Here is a 19390-nt window from a genome sequence, read left to right as displayed (position 1 = left end):
GTTAATAATGTAGTTCGGGTGCATGAATGATAATTATAAGCTGTAACTTATTAATAAAACAACCTATAAAACGTTATGAAAGAATTAGAAGCAGATGTTGAATTAACAACTAAGATTGTTGGTCAAGGCGATTACGCATTATTAAATGGTGAGCCAAATCATTCGTACAAATTAGTTATCAAAAATATTGATGCTGATACACAAGCTAGTATTACTGTGTTTTTTCCTACTGCGGGACAAATTTATGAAGGGCAGTTAGCAGGAAACGATTCGAAAACTTTGGAAATAAATGATGTGGGACCTCAAGGTCTACTAGTTTTGAACCAAAGGATGGGAAGATCTGCAAGCATACCTAAGATCGAAGTTGAATGGACTGAAGAAGACTAATTATTCTCCGAATTTCAGATATATCCAGAGTTACATAGAGCTGATGTATTGTAATTTGACTATCTCAAGTAGATGTTGAATCAACCCATTTTGCGCTCAAAACAGAATATTTTACTAAGAGATTGTTTCTTTTTGAAGCAATCTCTTTTTACTTCCTACCCTATAACTATCAAACAACAAGAAGTTGTTTAGACTTGGGAATGCATTGTGCAGATTGAACTATCAATGAGACACTACGATTTCATCTTTAGTTTGAAATTAGCATGAGGTAGATTTTAAACACCAGACAACTTCTCCATGTGATTTTCTTACCCTCCATGTTGGTGCTATACCCCTCCATGTTACAAGGTTGTCTTCCCATGTTACAATCTTATCTTCTCATGTTACAATTAGCATGCTCCATGCCAGTAAGCTTGTCCTCCATGTTAGGCTTTCCCCCCTCCATGTTACGAGGGGAAGGTTCCATGTCTAACATGGAGATGGTTGAAGTCTGAATTAATCTGTTATTGCTTCTAAAACATATCATTAAGAGAATGATTCAATAAGATTGAAAATGATGTAGATCAAATCAGAGGTTTGTTTTTAGTATATTATCTTTGAGTATGGATATTCAAACCTCTAAAATAGAACTTGCAAAGTTGATTCTGAACCTTGATAACCCAAGAGTTATAGAGGAGATTAAAGCGTTGATAGTGGATAGTCAAGACGAATTTACTAACACGCTTACCGATACAGAAAAGGAGGAAATTGAAATTGCATTAACCGAACTGAATGAAGGTAAAAGAACATCGTTTGATTCTTTTATGTCTAAGTTTTCATGAATAAACACAAGGTTTACCTTTCTTTTGTAGCGGAATTTAAATTAGAATCCCTTATTGAATATCTAACCTTGAATTGGGGTGAAAAATCAAAGCAAAAATTTTTAAAGGAACTCAAGCAAGCAGTTGCTAAAATTGAGAGTTTTCCTGAATCATGCCGAAGGTACGATTCGATTAATGATATTTATAAGAGCGTTGCCAGCAACTATCTTCAGTTTGTAATCTTAAAAAAGTAAATTGCGCCCTCATTAATTTAACTTATTCAGTGAGCTTAGATATTCTTTATTTAGTTGGTTACCTTTTACTTCTTCTTATAGCTTGGGCTTTCCCTATTGTACGGACAATCCTCAACCCAAATAAAAATCAATTAATTACCTTGTCAGGTGCTTATCTCTTTCTACTAGCTGATATTAAATCTGATAGCACCAATAAATTACTCTTAGGTTATACTTGGAAAGAACTTAATCTCGCACTTATTATCTTGGGAGTCTTATTAAGTATCATCGGAATTATTTCATCAAGCATAAGTAATAAGAAATACCTTAAGCTAAATGAACTAGATACCATTAACAACGGCTTAGTTGATCGTATTGAAATCCTGAAGGAGGAATATTTCAAACTTTGTAGCAATCAAATTCAAGAAATTTTCAGTGAGTTTTTTAAAACAACAGAGGGTAATGGTAGAGTGAGCTTATACAAACACGAAGGAACTCATTTTAGACTACTAGGAAGATACGCAAACAACCCTACTTACAACAAGAGAGGTCAGGAGGTTTATTCAGATGAAGAAGGATTTATCGCTAAAGGTTGGCATCAAGACACTTTTGAAATTCACGATATTCCTGAATGGAAGAAGGGAGGAAGCTCCTATAAAAACTATATGAAGAAAAATTGCACAATTACTGACGAACGGTTGAAAAAGCTCACAATGAGAAGCTGTGCATTTTATATATATCGTTTCAACAGTATTGATGCCGACAATCCGCATGGAATCATTGTTTTTGAAAAAATGAAACCATCTAGTATTAATGGTAATCTGATTTCTAACATTATGACTACACATGAGAATCAAATAAAATTTCTATTGAAGTCGATGAAGTCACTTTTCTAAAAATGCTGGTAACAATCGATATGTCTACAGGGCGATATAGTGGTAAAAGAAGTTGCAGAGCTCTTAGAAGCCCCTTCAAATCTGTGATAAGCCACATTGTAAATCAAAAATATATGAATAGAATCAAAGATTAGACCATATTCTTATAGAAACAAACTACGTAACAAACGCCCCCAAGCATATAGAGTCGTTGTGTAGAAATTAACCTCCTTCTATTATAGAGTCAAAGATCAGGAGATTGAGATAATCACAATTACTGACAATAGGCAAGATCCTGATGAACTTATAGAGGAGATAAGAAAGCTTCGTTAAAAATTTAAAAGACTAGAACTCATTCCTTAGTGTTTCATTCTCTACAGCATATAAAAACACTAATCAATTGCTTACTCAATAGATCCATTGTTATATAATTCATCGTCTTAACGGCAAATCAAAATCAGCTCTCAAAGACAGTACTAAACAAGGTTCTGTGGAACTGAAAGGCCTTAATCCAGTCCAAATGAGAAAATAACAATAGGTTTTGACAAAATAATCATAGTCCTTTTTTCAGGATTATAGTCTTTGGGATTATAGCAAAAGTCCCTTTTGACTACCCATCATAGGTTTAAGTATTAGTTGTTTGATTATTAACATAAATACTATTTCTATGAGAAATTTATCCCAAAAAATGACCGCGTTGGTTGTTGCCATACTACTGCTTCATTGTAGTTATGTCATGGCACAACACAACTATGGAGAGGTACTGCAAAAGTCTTTGTTCTTTTATGAAGCGCAGCAGTCAGGATTCTTGCCCGATTGGAATCGTGTAAGTTGGCGAGCAGACGCTACTACCACAGATGGTGCTGATGTAGGATTAGACCTAAATGGTGGATGGTATGATGCTGGAGATCATGTCAAGTTTAATTTCCCAATGTCTTATTCAGTGACCATATTATGTTGGGGAGCTATAGAGTATGAAGACGCGTATAGAGATGCGGGTCAATTAGATATACTCAAGAGAAACATCAGATATGTTACAGATTATCTATTAAAGTGTCATACCGCTCCAAATGAGTTCTATGGACAAGTAGGACATGGAGGACGTGATCATGCTTGGTGGGGATCTCCAGAAGTTTACTTACCAGACAGACCATCCTATAAAATAGATACCGCTCATCCAGGATCAGACTTAGCAGCAGAGGCGGCAGCTGCGCTGTCAGCAGCCAGTATATTGTTTGCCAATGACGATCCAGCCTATAGTGCATTGTTGGTTCAGCATGCCGAAGAGCTATACAGCTTTGCGGACAATTACAGAGGAGAATACTCTAACTCTATCACTGATGCAGCTGGATATTATAGATCTTTTAGTAGCTATCAAGATGAAATCGTCTGGGGAGCTATCTGGTTGTACAGAGCGACTAATGATAACCAGTACTTAATGAAAGCAGAAGCTGAGTATGACAATATGCAGCGTGAAGGTCAAGGTACTATCGCTAAATATAAAGAAGCCCTATCATGGGATGATAAAGCGTATGGAGCGTATGTACTGTTGGCACAGCTTACAGGTAAGAATAAATACAAAACCGATGCTGAGCGGAACCTTGATTATTTCGCTGGAGGAGGATCTGAGCAAGTACCAACTACTCCAGGAGGGTTGCCACATATCAGACAGTGGGGGACACTTAGGTATGCAAACAATGAGGCTTTGCTTTGTTTGATCTATAGTGACAAGGTATCTACTGACCCAGCTCAACAACAACGTTATACCACATTTGCTAAATTCATTGCGGACTATTCATTAGGTACCAACCCGATCAATAGAAGCTTCGTGGTAGGATATGGAAACAATCCAGCATATAATCCTCATCACAGAGGTAATCACGGTAACTGGACTAATAATGTGAATGGTGAGCCAGTATTGCCAAGTCATACCCTGTACGGTGCATTAGTCGGAGGACCCAAAAATCCTAATAATGATGAGTTCGCAGATGACCGAAATGAACATGTAGCTAATGAAGTAGCTTGTGATTACAACGCAGGGTTTACAGGAGTAATGGCTAGAATGTACTCCGAATATGGAGGAACGCCACTGACGAACTTCCCACAGCCTGAGGTACCCACTAGAGCTGAAGTTAGAACATTTTCAAAGTTCAATAGTAACAATGCATCTGGAAGTACAGTCCGAATATTGGTTCAAAATAGAACTGCATGGCCTGCACGAGTGACTGATAAATTGTCATTTAGATACTTCTTTGATATCAGTGAAGGTGTAGCTCAAGGCTATACTATATCTGACTATACTCCTCAACTGAACTCAGTTCAAGGATCTAGTACTTTGACAGTCGGTACTTGGGATGCAACTAATAACATATACTATGCAGAAGTATCCTTAGTAGGGGAAGCAATAGCTCCAGTAGGAGATCCAGCATTCAGAAGAGAGGTACAGTTAAACTTCAGAGTATCTAACGGAGTACCTTATGACGTAGCCAATGACTGGTCAGCAAATGGCCTAGGAGGAGGAACCGAAGTTGAAAGTACGAACATTCCAGTTTATGATGATGGCGTTTTAGTTTTTGGGAATGAACCTAATGGAGGCGATACTCCAAGCGCAAGTTTTACAGCAACTCCGATTTCCGGTAAGGAACCATTGGTAGTAACATTTGACGCTACGAATTCCTCAGATCCTAATGGCGATCCTTTGACATATAGTTGGGTATTTGGTGATGGTGCTACGGGTTCTGGAGCTACAGTTACGCACACCTACACCAATATAGGAGACAATGTAGTAGTACTGACCGTCAGTGATGGAGCCAATTCAGACACGGCTACGGAAACTATTGAAGTACTGGATAGCAACGATGCACCGATAGCAGCTATTGCAGTAGATAATGTTTCTGGAGTAGCACCAGCTACTTTCAATTTCGATGGGACAGGATCAAGTGACCCTAATGGAGACCCGCTGACATATTTATGGGACTTTGGAGACGGTAGCACATCTACTTTAGCATCGCCAAGTCATGTTTATAACTTAGAAGGAAACTATACTGTCACATTGATAGTCAATGATGGTAGTAGAGATAGTGACCCTGTGGTTCAGATATTATCTGTAACAGATGGCTCTTTGATCGTATCATTCACTGCGACACCTGATACCGGGACTATTCCATTGACAGTAAGCTTTGATGCGTCAGAGTCTTCAGATCCAGAAGGCGGAACGCTTTCATATAGTTGGGATTTTGGAAATGGTCTTTCAGGAACAGGAGTGAACAGTACATCTACTTACGCTACTGCAGGAAGTTACACGGTCACATTGACAGCGACATCAGGAGTTAAAACAGGAACGGCGACGCAGGTCATTACAGCTAATGAAGTCTCCAATTGTGGGTTTGATACTCCGAGCAGTACAGGTTTACCTACATTTAGTAATGTTTCATTCTCTCACGCTCATGTATTGGGCAATGGAGGCCCTGATCTTAGCAACCTCAATAATTTCACCATCAACTGGGATGTTCCCAACAATGGATTGTACCAGTTTTCTATCTTGACTACGAACGGTGTGCCAAATTGGTGGAATAATTTAATACCTACAGCGACGCAAAACTTTAACTCACCACAGCCTGCTTTGACCCTTGCCGGAACGGGATTCACAGGATTGGATGGAGACTATTGGGTAACTGAAGATGCAGGTAATTTTGTAATGGTATCTAAGACAGGCGGATTTACCATCTACTTTAGCAATAATCCTGTAGCACCAGATTGTGGAAATAGTCCAGCTACTTTATCGACAGATCTAGTAACGACACTTAGCGGAACGGCTCCATTATCGATTAACTCATCTGGAGCAGTCTTACCTTCCAATAGCGTAAACAATACAGGTGCGGCAAATAACATTTACGTAGATCGTTTTCTTGAAATGAGAGATGAGATTTATGATCCAGCGAATGGCTATTTCAGTGCAGATGGATCACCTCATCACTCTGTTGAGTCTCTTATCGTAGAAGCACCAGATCATGGGCACGAATCCACCAGTGAGCTATATTCATACTGGTTGTGGTTGGAAGTAATGTATGGTAGGGTAACCGAAGACTGGCAACCTGTAAGTGATGTGTGGGATGCGATGGAACGAATGATCATTCCTACTAACGCGGATCAACCTACTAACGCAGCTTATAATCCATCAAGCCCAGCTGCATATGCTGCGGAGTTTCCTTTGCCAAGTAATTATCCATCTCCTCTTCTATTCAATGCCCCAGTAGGAGTAGATCCAGTGTCTGCGGATCTAACTGCCGAATATGGAGACGATGTTTATTTGATGCACTGGTTATTAGACAATGATAATTTCTATGGCTATGGTAATAGAGGTGATGGTGTAAGTACACCTTCATACATCAATACTTTCCAGAGAGGTGAACAAGAATCCGTATTCGAAACAATACCTCACCCTTCTTGGGAATCCTTTGACTGGGGAGGAGACGACGGATACTTACCACTCTTTGTAGAAGACCCGAATTATGCTAAGCAGTGGCGATATACTTCAGCACCAGATGCAGATGCTAGAGCAGTTCAGGCGATGTATTGGGCATATGAATACATACAAGAGCAAGGACTAGATCCAGCTACTTTGCCATTGGACAAAGCTACAAAGATGGGAGACTACCTAAGACTATCCATGTTTGACAAATACTTCAAACCACTAGGAGTGCAAAGTGCTACCTCAGGAGCTGGACAAGGGTACGAAAGTGCACATTACTTGATGTCATGGTATACTTCATGGGGAGGATCTGCAGATCCAGCCTCAGCATGGGCATTTAGAATCAGCTCTAGTCACTGTCATTTTGGTTATCAAAACCCAATAGCAGCTTACGCACTGACTCAAGTAAATGCATTGAAACCTCAATCACAAAATGGAGTGAGAGACTGGACGGAAAGCTTGAATCGTCAGTTGGAGTTCTATACTTGGCTACAAGCACCCAACGGAGCTATCGCTGGAGGTGCTACCAATAGCTGGAATGGAGACTACAGCACGTATCCTGTAGGAAAAGCTACATTCTATGATATGGCCTACGATACCGATCCAGTATATCACGATCCAGGAAGTGGAACTTGGTTTGGTTGGCAAGCATGGTCGATGGAGAGAATAGCTGAGTACTACTACATCACCAACGACCCGATGGCTAAGAGCCTTATGGATAAATGGTCTAGCTGGGTAATCAGCGAAGTACAACTGATAGGAACCGATGATTTTAATATTCCAGCTACATTGAGTTGGTCAGGAGAGCCAGATACTTGGGATCCATTGAACCCAGGAACCAATGCAGGGTTGAGCGTAACAGTGACAGACTATGGAAAAGATCTAGGTATAGCAGCTTCTATGGCAAAAGCACTGACTTATTACGCAGCGGCTACAGAAAAATATGGAACCTTAAACACTGCGGCTAGAGATTTAGCTCAGGAAGTTTTGGATCGTATGTGGACTACCTACAGAGATGATAAAGGAGTATCTGCTCCAGAGTCACGTGGAGACTTCTCTAGAATCTTTGATCAGGAAGTATATGTACCGTCTGGATATGAAGGATACATGCCAAACGGAGATACCATCAAATCAGGTATCAAATTCCTAGACATCAGATCAGGACTGAAAAATGATCCAGATTTTGCTGCACTAGAAACGGCATACAACTCTGGAGTAGAATACACACAAAACTATCACAGGACATGGGCACAGATTGAAGTAGCATTGGCCAATGCTGAATTTGGGTATTTCTTTGGACCAAAATCTACTATTAATGTGGCTATTACCGCTCCAGTAAATGGTGCTAAGCTTGTAGAAGGAAGTAATGTAACGATCACGGCAGACGCAACTGACAGTGCAGGTTCTATTACCCAAGTGGAGTTTTTCGTAGATGGAGTTAGTTTGGGAGTAGACACTACCAGTCCTTATTCAATGGTATGGTCTAGCGTAGTTCAAGGAGCTTATTCTCTGACAGCTGTAGCGACCAATAATAGCTCTGATACACGTACTTCAAGCGCTATTGATGTCACTGTAGGAAATACTGCACCAGTAGCCAATCTAGTGACTGATGTGACTGGCGGTTCTGTACCATTAACAGTGAACTTCGATGCCTCAGCATCTACAGATGCTGATGGAGATGTATTATCCTACTCCTGGTCATTTGGAGATGGCACGACAGGTGCAGGCGCTTTAGTTAGTCATGACTATACAGTCGCAGGGTCATATATGGTGACATTGACAGTGAGTGATGGAAACGGAGGAAGTGACATGGTATCAGTGATGATAGAAGCAAGCAATCTACCAGATTGTAGTTTCGGAGCACCATTGGCAGCAGGTCTACCATCTATGGTCAGTGGATATAACAACATTCATGTGTTAGGAACAGGTGGTCCAAGCCTAAGTAATGTGACAGCATTCAATATCAACTGGGATAATACCAATAATGGTTTGTATCAGTTTTCGATGAGTACCAATAATGGACAGCCATCATGGTGGGTTAACTTGATTGGAGCAAGTACTCATACGCTTAAATCAGCATCTCCTTCGATTACTATTTCAGGATCAGGAATTGCCGGTCTAGATGGAGCTTACTACGCGACTACCGATGGCGGCAATTTTGCCTTGGTTTCTCAGACAGGAGGGTTTACTATTTATTTCAGTAATTCTTCTACTGAGCCAAGTTGTGCACCTTCTAATGCAAGAACAGCGTCTACAGATTCTAATGCTTTCAAAGGGAAGTTGGAAGTAATGTTGTTTCCAAACCCAGCTTCTCAACATTTGAGTATTTCGAGCAATCATGGACTCAGAGGAGCAACGGTTCGTATATATGACGTGAATTCAAATCAGAGAGTAAGTGTATCGATTGAAAATTCAATTAACACCGCATCCATAGATATCTCTGCTTTGAGCTTTGGTATCTATATCGTAGAGCTAACTACAGCAAGTGGTGAAAAACAACACTTTAAACTGATGAAACAATAATTGAAGTTTTATTTTGTATTCAAAGAGGGTCAGAAGCTAGTACTTCTGGCCTTTTTTTGTTTTGACTCTAAAGAAAAATACTAGGGGTAATAGGACTAATAAGGAGGGTAAATACATCAATACATGACATAGTCACTTGACAGCTGGGGAAGCAGATAAAAATCTAGTATCTTCTATGGAAGAGGGGCATACGCACCTCCAACTAAAACCAGCTGAATTATGTCAACCTTTTTTAAACGCAATAGTGTGTTAGTGCGCGCTATTCTACTATGTGCTACAGTAAGCATATTGCCACGAATAACTAAGAGCCAGACAGCCGAGTTAAAGTTTTCTCACTTGACGCAGTCGGACGGTCTTTCAAGCAGTGACGTCACATGTTTTATGCAAGACAGTCATGGGTTTCTGTGGATAGGAACCGTAGACGGTCTCAATCGCTACGATGGATATCAAGTTCAGACCTATCGGAATGAGTTCGAAAACCCTAAAAGTTTACCAGACAATTCCATCACCTGTTTATACACAGATCGGTTTGGACAATTGTGGATAGGAACCGAAAACAATGGTCTAAGCAGATACGAAAGAGAAACAAATACATTTCACAATTACCATTTTGACATTTATGATGCCCATTCCATCAACTTCGACTACGTCACTTCGATCACTGAAGACTCCAGAGGTGACCTATGGGTAGCTACTATGATGGGATTGAATAAATTCTGTCGTCAAGAAGAAAAATTCGAGCGGTTTCTCTATCAGCGGATATTGAAAATCACACCAAAGACCGTTGCGTATGCCGGTCAGATCAATTGGCCAGAATCATTGAGAGCCGCATTGACTGAATTGGTTGACACTGTTTTTATTGATGAACATTGGTTTGGTCAATACCTCAAAGAGCACGTAACAGATAGAGATACTTTTGATTTTCATCAGATTATTAGTGCCTGTGAAGTAGGCAATTTTGGACAAGCCATACGGGTACTAAAGGCCGACCAACGAGGCGGTTTATGGATAGGGACAGAACAAGACGGTCTTCTTTATTTCTTCGATGGTAAGGTTCATCAAAGATTAGATATGTCCAATTCAAAAATTAGCTCCAATGAAATTTCAAGTCTATTGTTTGATGATAAAGTACTCTGGATAGGTACCAAAAGTGGTGGGCTCAATAGATTGAATCTAGAAAACAATGACATCAAAAAATATGAAATCCACTGGGCATCCAATGACATCAAGAGTATACTCAAAGATCAAAAATCCAATCTCTGGATAGGTAACGATAAAGGACTTGGGCTTTTTAATTCGATTAGCAACAGTTTTAACCAATACACCATTACACCCAACAATGACAAAGGCCTACTTTCAGAAACGGTGAGTACACTCTATGAAGACAATCAAGGAAATCTTTGGATTGGATCTTATCAGGGAGGAGTGAACATACGGATCAATGGTCAACCTTTTGAACATTATAAGCACACGTCCAGCGATCATTCATTATTGACCAAGAACCGAATTTCAACCCTTCATCAAGATTCTAGAGGTAGGTTATGGATAGGGTATTACACTTCGGGAATAGACTTGATCCAAGACCAGAATAAAGTACATTATGGTCCTGCACTCACACTAAAAGTCGGTGACGATGGATCAGTTTTTACTATTTATGAAGATAAGCAAGGCACAATTTGGGCTGGGACTTATGAAAAAGGATTACACCGATATGATGAAGCCAATGGTCGTTTTGTAGCACTGGGCGGTATACTAGGCAATGACCTGAGAGCGATAGCGGAGGATAGCAGAGGGAATCTTTGGCTAGCCATTCATGGTAAGGGAATTGTCTGCTATGACAAACGAGAGAAAGTCACGAAGTATCAAACAGTCTATCCAGACCTTGCCCATACGTTGTCTAGCAACTGGGTGAACGATGTAATGGTGGATACCCACGATCGAATTTGGGCAGCGTCTGTCACTGGGATCAGCGTATTGTACCCCGAAGCCGAAGATTTCCATTCCTTTTTCAGAGAAAACAGCAACTTGAGTCACAACAATGTCCGTGTAGTCTTTGAAGATCTAAAAGGTAGAATCTGGCTAGGAACGGACAATGGACTAAACCTGTACTTGGATTCCTTAAGAGGATTCAAAGTTTTCACCACCAAAGACGGTCTTCCTAATAATTCAATCAGGTCGATAGAGCAAGACAATGAAGGTTCGCTATGGATCGGGACGAATAATGGTTTGTCAAAGTTTGTATTTGACTCTCTACTATTCAAAAACTACTACGAAGAAGACGGACTTCAGTCCAACGAGTTTTTCCCCACAGCCAGTTTCAAAAGTTTCAATGGGCAGTTGCATTTCGGAGGGAAGAATGGTCTCACCAGTTTTTTCCCTATTCAGATCAGGGACAATACTTTCAAGCCTCCTGTTTTTCTTTCCCAGTTCAAACTCTTTGGAAAAGAAGTATTGCCAGGAGACGAATTAGGAATTTTAGATAAACATCTAGCCGCTACTACAGATTTAATCTTGAATCATGATCAGAATTTTTTCTCCATATCCTTCACAGGACTTAATTACATCAATCCCCTTCGAAACAATTATAGAATTAAGCTCGATGGATTTCGAGACGAGTGGATTGATTTTGGAAATCAAAGAGAAGCCAACTTTACAAATGTCCCTCCGGGTAGTTATACATTCAAGGTGATGGCTTCCAACAATGATGGGATATGGAATAAAGAAATTACCAGACTAGGTATCAAAATCTTGCCACCATTTTGGCAGACGACATGGGCTTATATCCTATACGTCGTAGTATTTATCATACTTGTAGCATTGATTCGACGGTCAGTACTTCAGAGGATATATCTAAGTCATAAACTGGAGCTAGATGAGATGAAGATTCGTTTTTTTGCGAACGTATCCCATGAATTACGTACTCCTTTGACACTTATATTGGGGCCACTGCAAGAGCTGAAGCGCCATGCGATCGATAACTCAAGACAGAATGAGATGCTCAATCTCATTGATCGAAATGCTAACAGACTCCTGCGGCTAGTCAATCAGCTCCTAGATTTTTATCAATTAGACGCAGGTTTTACCAAGCTGCGAGCCTCGCAGACTGACCTCAGTACTTTCGTAGAACATATCTATAAGAGCTTTGTCTTCAAAGCAGAAAGAAAAAACATACAGTACTTGCTGAACATCTCCATCAAGAAAGAAACTAGCGGTATTGTCGATCGAGATAAACTTGAAAAAGTACTTTATAATTTGATCTCCAATGCTGTCAAGTTCACACCAGAAAATGGAGAGATTACCGTCTCAGCCGAACTTACCAGACCTAGAAAAGACACTCTTCTAGCTAAGAAGGTAGAACTCTCGGATAATAAAGAGGATCGATACTTACGTATCAGTGTAGAGGATAATGGAAAAGGAATACCTGACCATTTGAAGGATCGAGTATTTGATAGATTTTATCAATCCAAATATACAGATACTGACGAGCCAGGTACAGGAATTGGCCTGTCTATGGTACTACAATTAACATTGATTCATAAAGGGTATGTTCATCTGGATAGTCATCAAGAACAAGGCAATAAGTTTATCGTTTGGGTACCGATAGATGCTAAACAATATCTCGAACATGAACTGTTGAAAAGCGAGCCTATTGCCGTTGGAGATACAGTAATGCCTACCAATCTACGAACCATTGAGATACCAAAAGACACTTCTATTCTTCTAGATCGACCAAGTGTATTGGTCATAGATGATAGTGAGGACATTCGAAGTTATATCTATTCGAGTCTCAGTAAGTATTATCACGTTCATCAAGCTCAAAATGGTGATGAGGGTTTATTAATGGCAGAGCGTCACTTGCCAGATGTGATTCTTTGTGATGTCATGATGCCCGGTAAAAATGGGAATGAGGTATGTAAAACTCTTAAAGAGAATGCCGAGACTGCTCATATTCCGATAGTCATGTTGACTGCTAAAACTGAAAACCAAAGCATCTTAGATGGATTGTCTCATGGAGCAGATGACTATGTCGCTAAACCCTTTAACATCGATATACTTCAAGCAAGGATGTCGAATATGATAGCTCGACAAAGGCTCTTAAAAGTAAAATATGAAGAGGCTCCCATCATCCCAAAAGAAATACTCAACTCACAGAAGGACAAAACCTTTGTCAAGGAACTGTATGAAATAATAGAAAAGAACATAACCAATCCTGAACTGTCCCCAGATATTTTGGCTCAAGAATTGGGATTGAGTCGTTCGGTGCTATATCGCCAAGTCAAAAGCTGTACAAGTACCTCGGTCAGTTTGGTAATTAGAAACTACCGAATAGATCGAGCAGCTGATATACTCAAGAGAAATGTGGTGTCCATAAAAGAACTGTCCTTCATGGTAGGGTTTAAAGACCCAGCCTATTTTACATCCTGCTTCCGAAAACGATTCAATGTATGCCCAACAGAATATAATGAGTCAGCATCACTAGAAGTAGTGTAGCCGTTGGTCTGTAACCCTTTAGGTTTAAAATATTGGACTTTAGGTCGGTAAGATCGTTACATTTTGACTAGTAAATAGGGAACTAAAAACAACTATCGTGAGGAGGTACTAGGAGGAAATTTGTCAGAGTAAGCACTGCTATGATGTGCTGATAGATCCTTCCTTGCGTCAGGATGACCGTAGGATATAAGTGGTTGTCAAGTCATTCTGACGATAGGAAGAATCTGTGCCATTCCAAAAGGCTATTCGATCCGCAGATAAGTCTTTCCGTGTGTCAATAAGATGAATGAATAGTAGCTGGGTTACCTCGGCTCTTGAACTAATTGCTTTCTAAATAACTTATCGAGTACCTCTGAGTAGACTCCAAAACAACAAGAGATATTGTCAACTGTCATTCATCAACGAACTCTAAGATATCAGCAGGTTGACAGTCTAATGCTTTACAAATCGCCTCAAGCGTTGAGAATCTTATCGCTCTAGCTTTTCCTGATTTTAGAATTGAAAGGTTTGCAGTGGTTATTCCAATTATTTCTGCTAGCTCTTTACTCTTTATGTTTTTTCTGGATAGCATGGCATCCAGATTGACGACTATCGGCATGCTATATTGTTAAATCAACATCTTCTTTAAGGACAATTCCGTTTTTTACAAATTCAGAGAATACTAGCAAACCTATACCCACTAAACCTGTGAAAACATTTTGAACCAAATGACCAACTAGATCGCTTAAATTGGTTTCTGATATTCGAATTAGATTGAGTATTATACTCACCATTCCAAACAAAATTAATAATGTACCTCCCTTTCTTGATTTTTTTTGAGTGTCTATATTGTACAAACCAGACCTCACCATCCGTTGCAGCCCTTGTTGTACGTTCCACAGTCCAATAAGTAGTAGAAATACTTGTATGGCTTGGATCAAATGATGAAAGATACCAAACATTTTGTCTTCAACGACACCTGGATCTATTAGACCAGAAATAACAAAAATGATGATTTGAGCAACTAACGCGGTTATGAGTAAAATATTTACAATCAATAGTGAACGACTGAGGAATTTGATTTTGTCCATCTGCTAATTATTTAGTGTTTTCTGAAAGAGGAAGACTGGTTCTCCATAAAAGCCATATAGAATAAAGTAATGCTGAAAATGATATTACCCCTAATGTCCATTGCAAAATTAGTGAAGGGGTTTCCGGAAAACCCAAAACATACTTGCCTGACATATAGAAACTGTTAAAGCCGTTGATAAAAATATGCCCCCATATTGTAGGCCATATCGAACCTACTCGCCAGACTACTATCCCAAACCATATTCCCATCAAAGTTGACAATACGATTCCGTATGGAGCAATATGAACCAAACCAAACATCAAGCCCGAAATCAATATAGCCCAAATCACGCCAACTCTCTTACTCAAGTGCCTCTGAATAAAACCTCTGAAAGTAATCTCCTCGAAAAAACCTGCAAATAGAGCCGTGATTAAAACGTGAACTACCATTGTTAAAGGACTTAGCTGTTCTAAGAAAGACAGGGTTTTTTGTTCAATTTCTGGTAAGCCAAACATCGCTTGAGCGATTCTTCCTGCCAGAGATGCAATGGCCAGTGACGAAATACCAAGAATGAAAACTTGCCATTTGAGTAAAGGGGGGAACTGAAGTCCGAATTGTTTACCTAATGATATTCTTCTTTTTAATGAGATTAGATAGGCAACCAAAAGTATAACGAGCATTCCAACAATGTGACCAAAGACTCTAATAGGTATGAATACGGTGGGGTTCATTCGGTCTATATTCGGATTTATTAATTGTATTATTTCAATTAACAGAATCTGAGATCCTTGCATCAAAATGAACTGAATTACTATTGCTAAAAGTATGAACCATACTTTTGGAGAATCTAACTTATTTGTCATTTTATTATCGTTATTCGATAACAATTGTATTAATAATTATTGAAAAACAATAATTTTTTAAAAATATTAAGCTGATAGCAAGTATCAAGTTCGATTGTTTTTGATCGTTGTTTGGAAAGAGTATCTGTTTCAGATATTGGTTAGATAATTGAAGCTAAACGGATAGAGCAGGGGTGACTTTGTTGTTTTCATTTCTTGTATAACGATGCTCAAAATTGAAGGTGAAAAGCTAGTCTTCAAAAGACTTAGAACATAATGGATGCCCGTATGATATAAGTGGTTGTCAAGTCATTCTGACGATAGGAAGAATCCGTACCATTCCAAAGGGCTATACGATCCAGAGATAGATCTTTAATCAAATAAAGATGACGAATGCTCAGTAGTCGGAACTTCAGTCTGCTAATCAGATTCAATAGAAAAGTGAAATCAATCGTGGGTTAGATTATGCGTGAAAAGATTTTTCGGTTACGCATATTTTTTTCGTCTGCAAAAAATTATGCGTGATTGAATTTTTTCACTTACGCATATTATCAAAAGACAACCACGCATATATGCGTAAAGGGGTCGTGCATATTTTTATGCGTAGGATGGTTGTGCATATTTTTATGCACTAGGTGGTCACGCATAAAAAATAATTTTTCAAATTTTTATGCGTAAAACGTTTTTCGTGTCACGCATAATTTTTTCAAAAACCTTTTTACGCATATTCTTTTTGACACCATCCACGCATAATTTTTTTTAAAAATGTTTTACGCATATTTTTTCGGAATCTATTCGGAAACACATGTTTTATGAAAGTCATATTATAATTGCACCAATTGTTTTAACAGTTAGTGTTTCGTTACGGAATATAGTAGGTGGTTTCACTTTAAATTTCGAGTCATTCTTCAGAAGGCTTCAGATAACCTATTTAATCTATTCATAGCATGTATTCGAAGTAAGAAGCGATTAATGTGGCTATTTGAATTTGCCTTAATTCTTGGTAGCCTTTACGATAAGACAAAAATTTGATACTATAAATAACAAATCCATTGTGAATTGGTGATATTGTCATCAATTCTGGTATTATACTGTAACTAATACGAATTGACCTATTTGAACATGACCTTTGGATACCAAAATGCCGACTTTGATCCTGAACATATTGAGAAAAGAGAAGTCGATTTAAATTATAGTACTGCAATTGCCCTTTACTCAGAATTCCCTTGGGAGGAGCAGTATGAAAAAGTAGAACGACGCCGACAGGAAAATTTATCTTCAACTTCTCCAACTATCTATTTTTACTTATCGGACGAACACTTCTTATCAATTTCCTCTTTGAATAGTTACGGTTTTTATGTTTACTATAAAAATGATGATAAATGTGGTAGCCTAAGTGTATCAAATGACTCGTTCGATGTAAGATCAAGTATTTCGGTGAACGAATTAATTGAGCAATTTTTTTCTTCTTCCATTGATGAAACTCTTGAGCTATTTGATGTTAACCAGAGTGTTAAGGATTTTGAGAAAGTTGAAATTGAGTTTTCTAGGGAAAAAGGAGACATGTTCTTGCCTCTGTTATTCATGTTTGTTCCAATAACGATCTTTACTCTTGCTGAAAACTATGATCTAACCATGATAGGAGTTCTTACGCTTCTTTGTTTAGTTGCAATTCTTCCCAGTACTTTACTGAACCTTTCATACTGGAACAATGATAGTAGACAAAAAATAAACTACTTACCACAGGAAAAGAAATTGATCATTGATAGAAACGGCATAATTCATCAAATACATAAATCAGAGATAACTTCTATTAAAATCATAAAAACACCTGATGACCAACGGGTATTTGATCAACATACTTACACCCTGATTAAATCTCGAAAGGGGAACTATATAATTACGCATTTAACAATTTCTCCTATGGACCTTGTGAGCTTAATTCAACACAACTATCAAACTGAGCAGGTTTTGTACCCTAAACTTTCTTTCGAAATACTGACTTCCAAACAGAAAAAAGAAAAAGCCAATAGGAAGGAATCTAAGAAACAAGAATTTCTAGACAAATTCAAAGACTATGAAACAGGAAAACTGGAAGAAATAATCAAAAGAGATGATTATTATGCAGAGTATGCCATTGAAGCTGCTCAGCAAATTCTTGATAAAAGAAGTAAATAACAATCGATGATTTCTGAACGGCGTTTCAGAAGTAAAGGAAACGTTAAATCCCTTTCGAATCTAAAATAAGCTTCATGGTAAATCAAAAAAGTATTAGTCGAATCGAAGGTTAGACTATATTCGTACAGAAATAAACTACATAACAAACGGCCCACAACTGTCATGGTTAATCAGAATAATATCAAATAATCTAAATCTATGAGGGTAATATTTGCAAGTCTCTTTTTCTTCTTGATTTTAAATGAACATTTAAAAGCTCAAACCTACAAGCAAGAACAATTTGCTAAGGTTATTGCTCCAGTTGGAATAAATTTTAGGACATCTCCTACATTAAACTCAAAGGTTATATATAAAATTCCATTCTTAAAGTCATTTAAAGTCATTGAATATACAGAGCATACAGACTCTGTAAAAGCTCATGGATTCATAGACTATCAAGGAAATCAAACATCGATATATTTAAAAGGGAAATGGGTCAAAGCATTATACAAAGGAGTAATAGGCTATGTTTATAGTTCATTTATTTCACTTAATTCAAATATTCGAGAATCTGATTTTGATGAAAGTTTCGGGTTGTATTTCCCAGGTGACGCTTGTTCTGTTTATGTGAATTCCAATCCAAAAATAAAGTGGTTTGGCGTATATAAAGAGGATAGCGGGTTTTTGATTAAAAAGGTACAACTACTGCACTATTTTGGAGATGGTGAAATATCAACTTTTGTAACATACGTAAAATCCGATATTCAGCCTTTGTTCATGTTTGGTACGGAGTTAGACCTAAAGGATAATGTTCAAATCAAAGATTCATTTCGTTTAGGCTCATTTTCTAAGCAAGAAAACCCTGATGCAGACTTACTATCATCAGAGTATAAAATTAACGATGAAGGTGAATTACTCATCGTTTGGAAAACACTTAAACAGAGAATTAGAACTCCAGTTGGAAAAATAGAAAGTATTCAATGGAAGGGAGATTTAGATGGGGATGGTATAGATGATTTTATATTTGATACAGGGTATGGAGGCTCTTATATTCTGTACCTAAGTTCGCCAACAAATGATGAAACGATTCTTATGCCAGTTGCTGCGTTTGCTTTTGGAATTTGTTGTTGATCTTACTCTTCGTTTAGACTTTCTGTTTTGTTTCGAAACGAGCTAGAAGTATGAAATTATAGATAGCTTTTTCTGCTGATTTGAGAAAAACTTCTGGGATTATGAAATATAGTTCCCAAGTCGCACTAACTGTGGAAAGAACCTGTACCATTCTAAAAGACTGAGCCATTCTCAGATAGATCCTTCCTTGCCTACCCATGACGTTAGATAGATCCCAAATAACCAATTCGTGCTATCGCAAAATTGATATTTGGAATGACGGTTTGATTGATTGTAGGTTGATCGGTCGTCATCCCAGAAATTACCAAGACCGATAGGTCGGGAAATTATCTGGGATCTCACAGCCTATTTTACACAGACACAGTGCAACGTCATTCCTCTTCGTAATAAAGCTTCATTTCGAAACGAACAGAGTCGTTCAGATCTCAG

11 protein-coding genes are annotated in these 19390 nt (G+C 38.4%); 8 read left to right on the top strand and 3 right to left on the bottom strand.

Annotated elements, in window-relative coordinates; genetic code table 11:
* Positions 1-75 precede the first annotated feature (75 nt).
* The 6 genes from DKG80_RS07230 to DKG80_RS07205 all read left to right on the top strand — a co-directional run bounded on the left by DKG80_RS07230 (position 76) and on the right by DKG80_RS07205 (position 13780).
* Positions 76-387, top strand: a complete 312-nt coding sequence (locus tag DKG80_RS07230; protein WP_109830643.1) for a hypothetical protein — start codon at positions 76-78, stop codon at positions 385-387.
* A 602-nt stretch (positions 388-989) separates the two neighbouring features.
* Positions 990-1208 carry a hypothetical protein gene (locus DKG80_RS07225; protein ID WP_109830642.1) on the top strand — a complete coding sequence of 73 codons (219 nt, stop codon included), beginning with the start codon at positions 990-992 and terminating at the stop codon, positions 1206-1208.
* On the top strand, positions 1205-1441 hold the full coding sequence (locus DKG80_RS21460; RefSeq protein WP_109830641.1) for a type II toxin-antitoxin system RelE/ParE family toxin: 237 nt from the start codon (positions 1205-1207) through the stop codon (positions 1439-1441). Before DKG80_RS07225 ends, DKG80_RS21460 begins: the two co-directional genes overlap by 4 nt.
* Positions 1442-1470: 29 nt before the next feature.
* Positions 1471-2316 carry a hypothetical protein gene (locus tag DKG80_RS07215; RefSeq protein WP_109830640.1) on the top strand — a complete coding sequence of 282 codons (846 nt, stop codon included), beginning with the start codon at positions 1471-1473 and terminating at the stop codon, positions 2314-2316.
* A gap of 646 nt (positions 2317-2962) precedes the next feature.
* Positions 2963-9289: a glycoside hydrolase family 48 protein gene (locus tag DKG80_RS21415; protein WP_109830639.1), complete on the top strand. Its 6327-nt coding sequence runs from the start codon at positions 2963-2965 to the stop codon at positions 9287-9289.
* Positions 9290-9508: 219 nt separating this feature from the next.
* Positions 9509-13780 carry a hybrid sensor histidine kinase/response regulator transcription factor gene (locus tag DKG80_RS07205; RefSeq protein WP_109830638.1) on the top strand — a complete coding sequence of 1424 codons (4272 nt, stop codon included), beginning with the start codon at positions 9509-9511 and terminating at the stop codon, positions 13778-13780.
* Positions 13781-14171: 391 nt separating this feature from the next.
* Here DKG80_RS07205 and DKG80_RS07200 read toward each other — a convergent pair whose 3' ends face one another.
* The 3 genes from DKG80_RS07200 to DKG80_RS07190 are packed head-to-tail and all read right to left on the bottom strand — an operon-like array spanning position 14172 to position 15694.
* Positions 14172-14378, bottom strand: coding sequence for a helix-turn-helix domain-containing protein (locus DKG80_RS07200; RefSeq protein WP_109830637.1), 207 nt, complete (start codon positions 14376-14378; stop codon positions 14172-14174).
* Position 14379: 1 nt separating this feature from the next.
* On the bottom strand, positions 14380-14850 hold the full coding sequence (locus DKG80_RS07195) for a hypothetical protein (RefSeq protein WP_109830636.1): 471 nt from the start codon (positions 14848-14850) through the stop codon (positions 14380-14382).
* Between the two features lie 7 nt (positions 14851-14857).
* The gene (locus DKG80_RS07190; RefSeq protein ID WP_109830635.1) at positions 14858-15694 is read right to left on the bottom strand and encodes a CPBP family intramembrane glutamic endopeptidase; all 837 of its coding nucleotides are present in this window, start codon (positions 15692-15694) and stop codon (positions 14858-14860) included.
* A 1101-nt stretch (positions 15695-16795) separates the two neighbouring features.
* Here DKG80_RS07190 and DKG80_RS07185 point away from each other — a divergent pair.
* Positions 16796-17851, top strand: coding sequence for a hypothetical protein (locus DKG80_RS07185; protein ID WP_109830634.1), 1056 nt, complete (start codon positions 16796-16798; stop codon positions 17849-17851).
* A 198-nt stretch (positions 17852-18049) separates the two neighbouring features.
* Entirely contained in the window at positions 18050-18961 is a 912-nt protein-coding gene (locus DKG80_RS07180; RefSeq protein ID WP_109830633.1) for an SH3 domain-containing protein, read from the top strand.
* Positions 18962-19390 lie beyond the last annotated feature (429 nt).

It is taken from the genome of Reichenbachiella versicolor (assembly GCF_003171675.1).
Classification (GTDB): Bacteria; Bacteroidota; Bacteroidia; order Cytophagales; family Cyclobacteriaceae; genus Reichenbachiella; species Reichenbachiella versicolor.
This window is presented reverse-complemented; position numbering and strand designations above follow the sequence as displayed.

Excerpts from the sequence above, each read along its gene's own strand:
- DKG80_RS21460 (WP_109830641.1), top strand. The coding sequence starts at position 1,205 with ATGAATAAACACAAGGTTTACCTTTCTTTTGTAGCGGAATTTAAATTA.
- DKG80_RS07180 (WP_109830633.1), top strand. The coding sequence starts at position 18,050 with ATGAGGGTAATATTTGCAAGTCTCTTTTTCTTCTTGATTTTAAATGAA.
- DKG80_RS07190 (WP_109830635.1), bottom strand. The coding sequence starts at position 15,694 with ATGACAAATAAGTTAGATTCTCCAAAAGTATGGTTCATACTTTTAGCA.
- DKG80_RS07225 (WP_109830642.1), top strand. The coding sequence starts at position 990 with ATGGATATTCAAACCTCTAAAATAGAACTTGCAAAGTTGATTCTGAAC.
- DKG80_RS07205 (WP_109830638.1), top strand. The coding sequence starts at position 9,509 with ATGTCAACCTTTTTTAAACGCAATAGTGTGTTAGTGCGCGCTATTCTA.
- DKG80_RS21415 (WP_109830639.1), top strand. The coding sequence starts at position 2,963 with ATGAGAAATTTATCCCAAAAAATGACCGCGTTGGTTGTTGCCATACTA.
- DKG80_RS07200 (WP_109830637.1), bottom strand. The coding sequence starts at position 14,378 with ATGCCGATAGTCGTCAATCTGGATGCCATGCTATCCAGAAAAAACATA.
- DKG80_RS07185 (WP_109830634.1), top strand. The coding sequence starts at position 16,796 with ATGACCTTTGGATACCAAAATGCCGACTTTGATCCTGAACATATTGAG.
- DKG80_RS07195 (WP_109830636.1), bottom strand. The coding sequence starts at position 14,850 with ATGGACAAAATCAAATTCCTCAGTCGTTCACTATTGATTGTAAATATT.
- DKG80_RS07230 (WP_109830643.1), top strand. The coding sequence starts at position 76 with ATGAAAGAATTAGAAGCAGATGTTGAATTAACAACTAAGATTGTTGGT.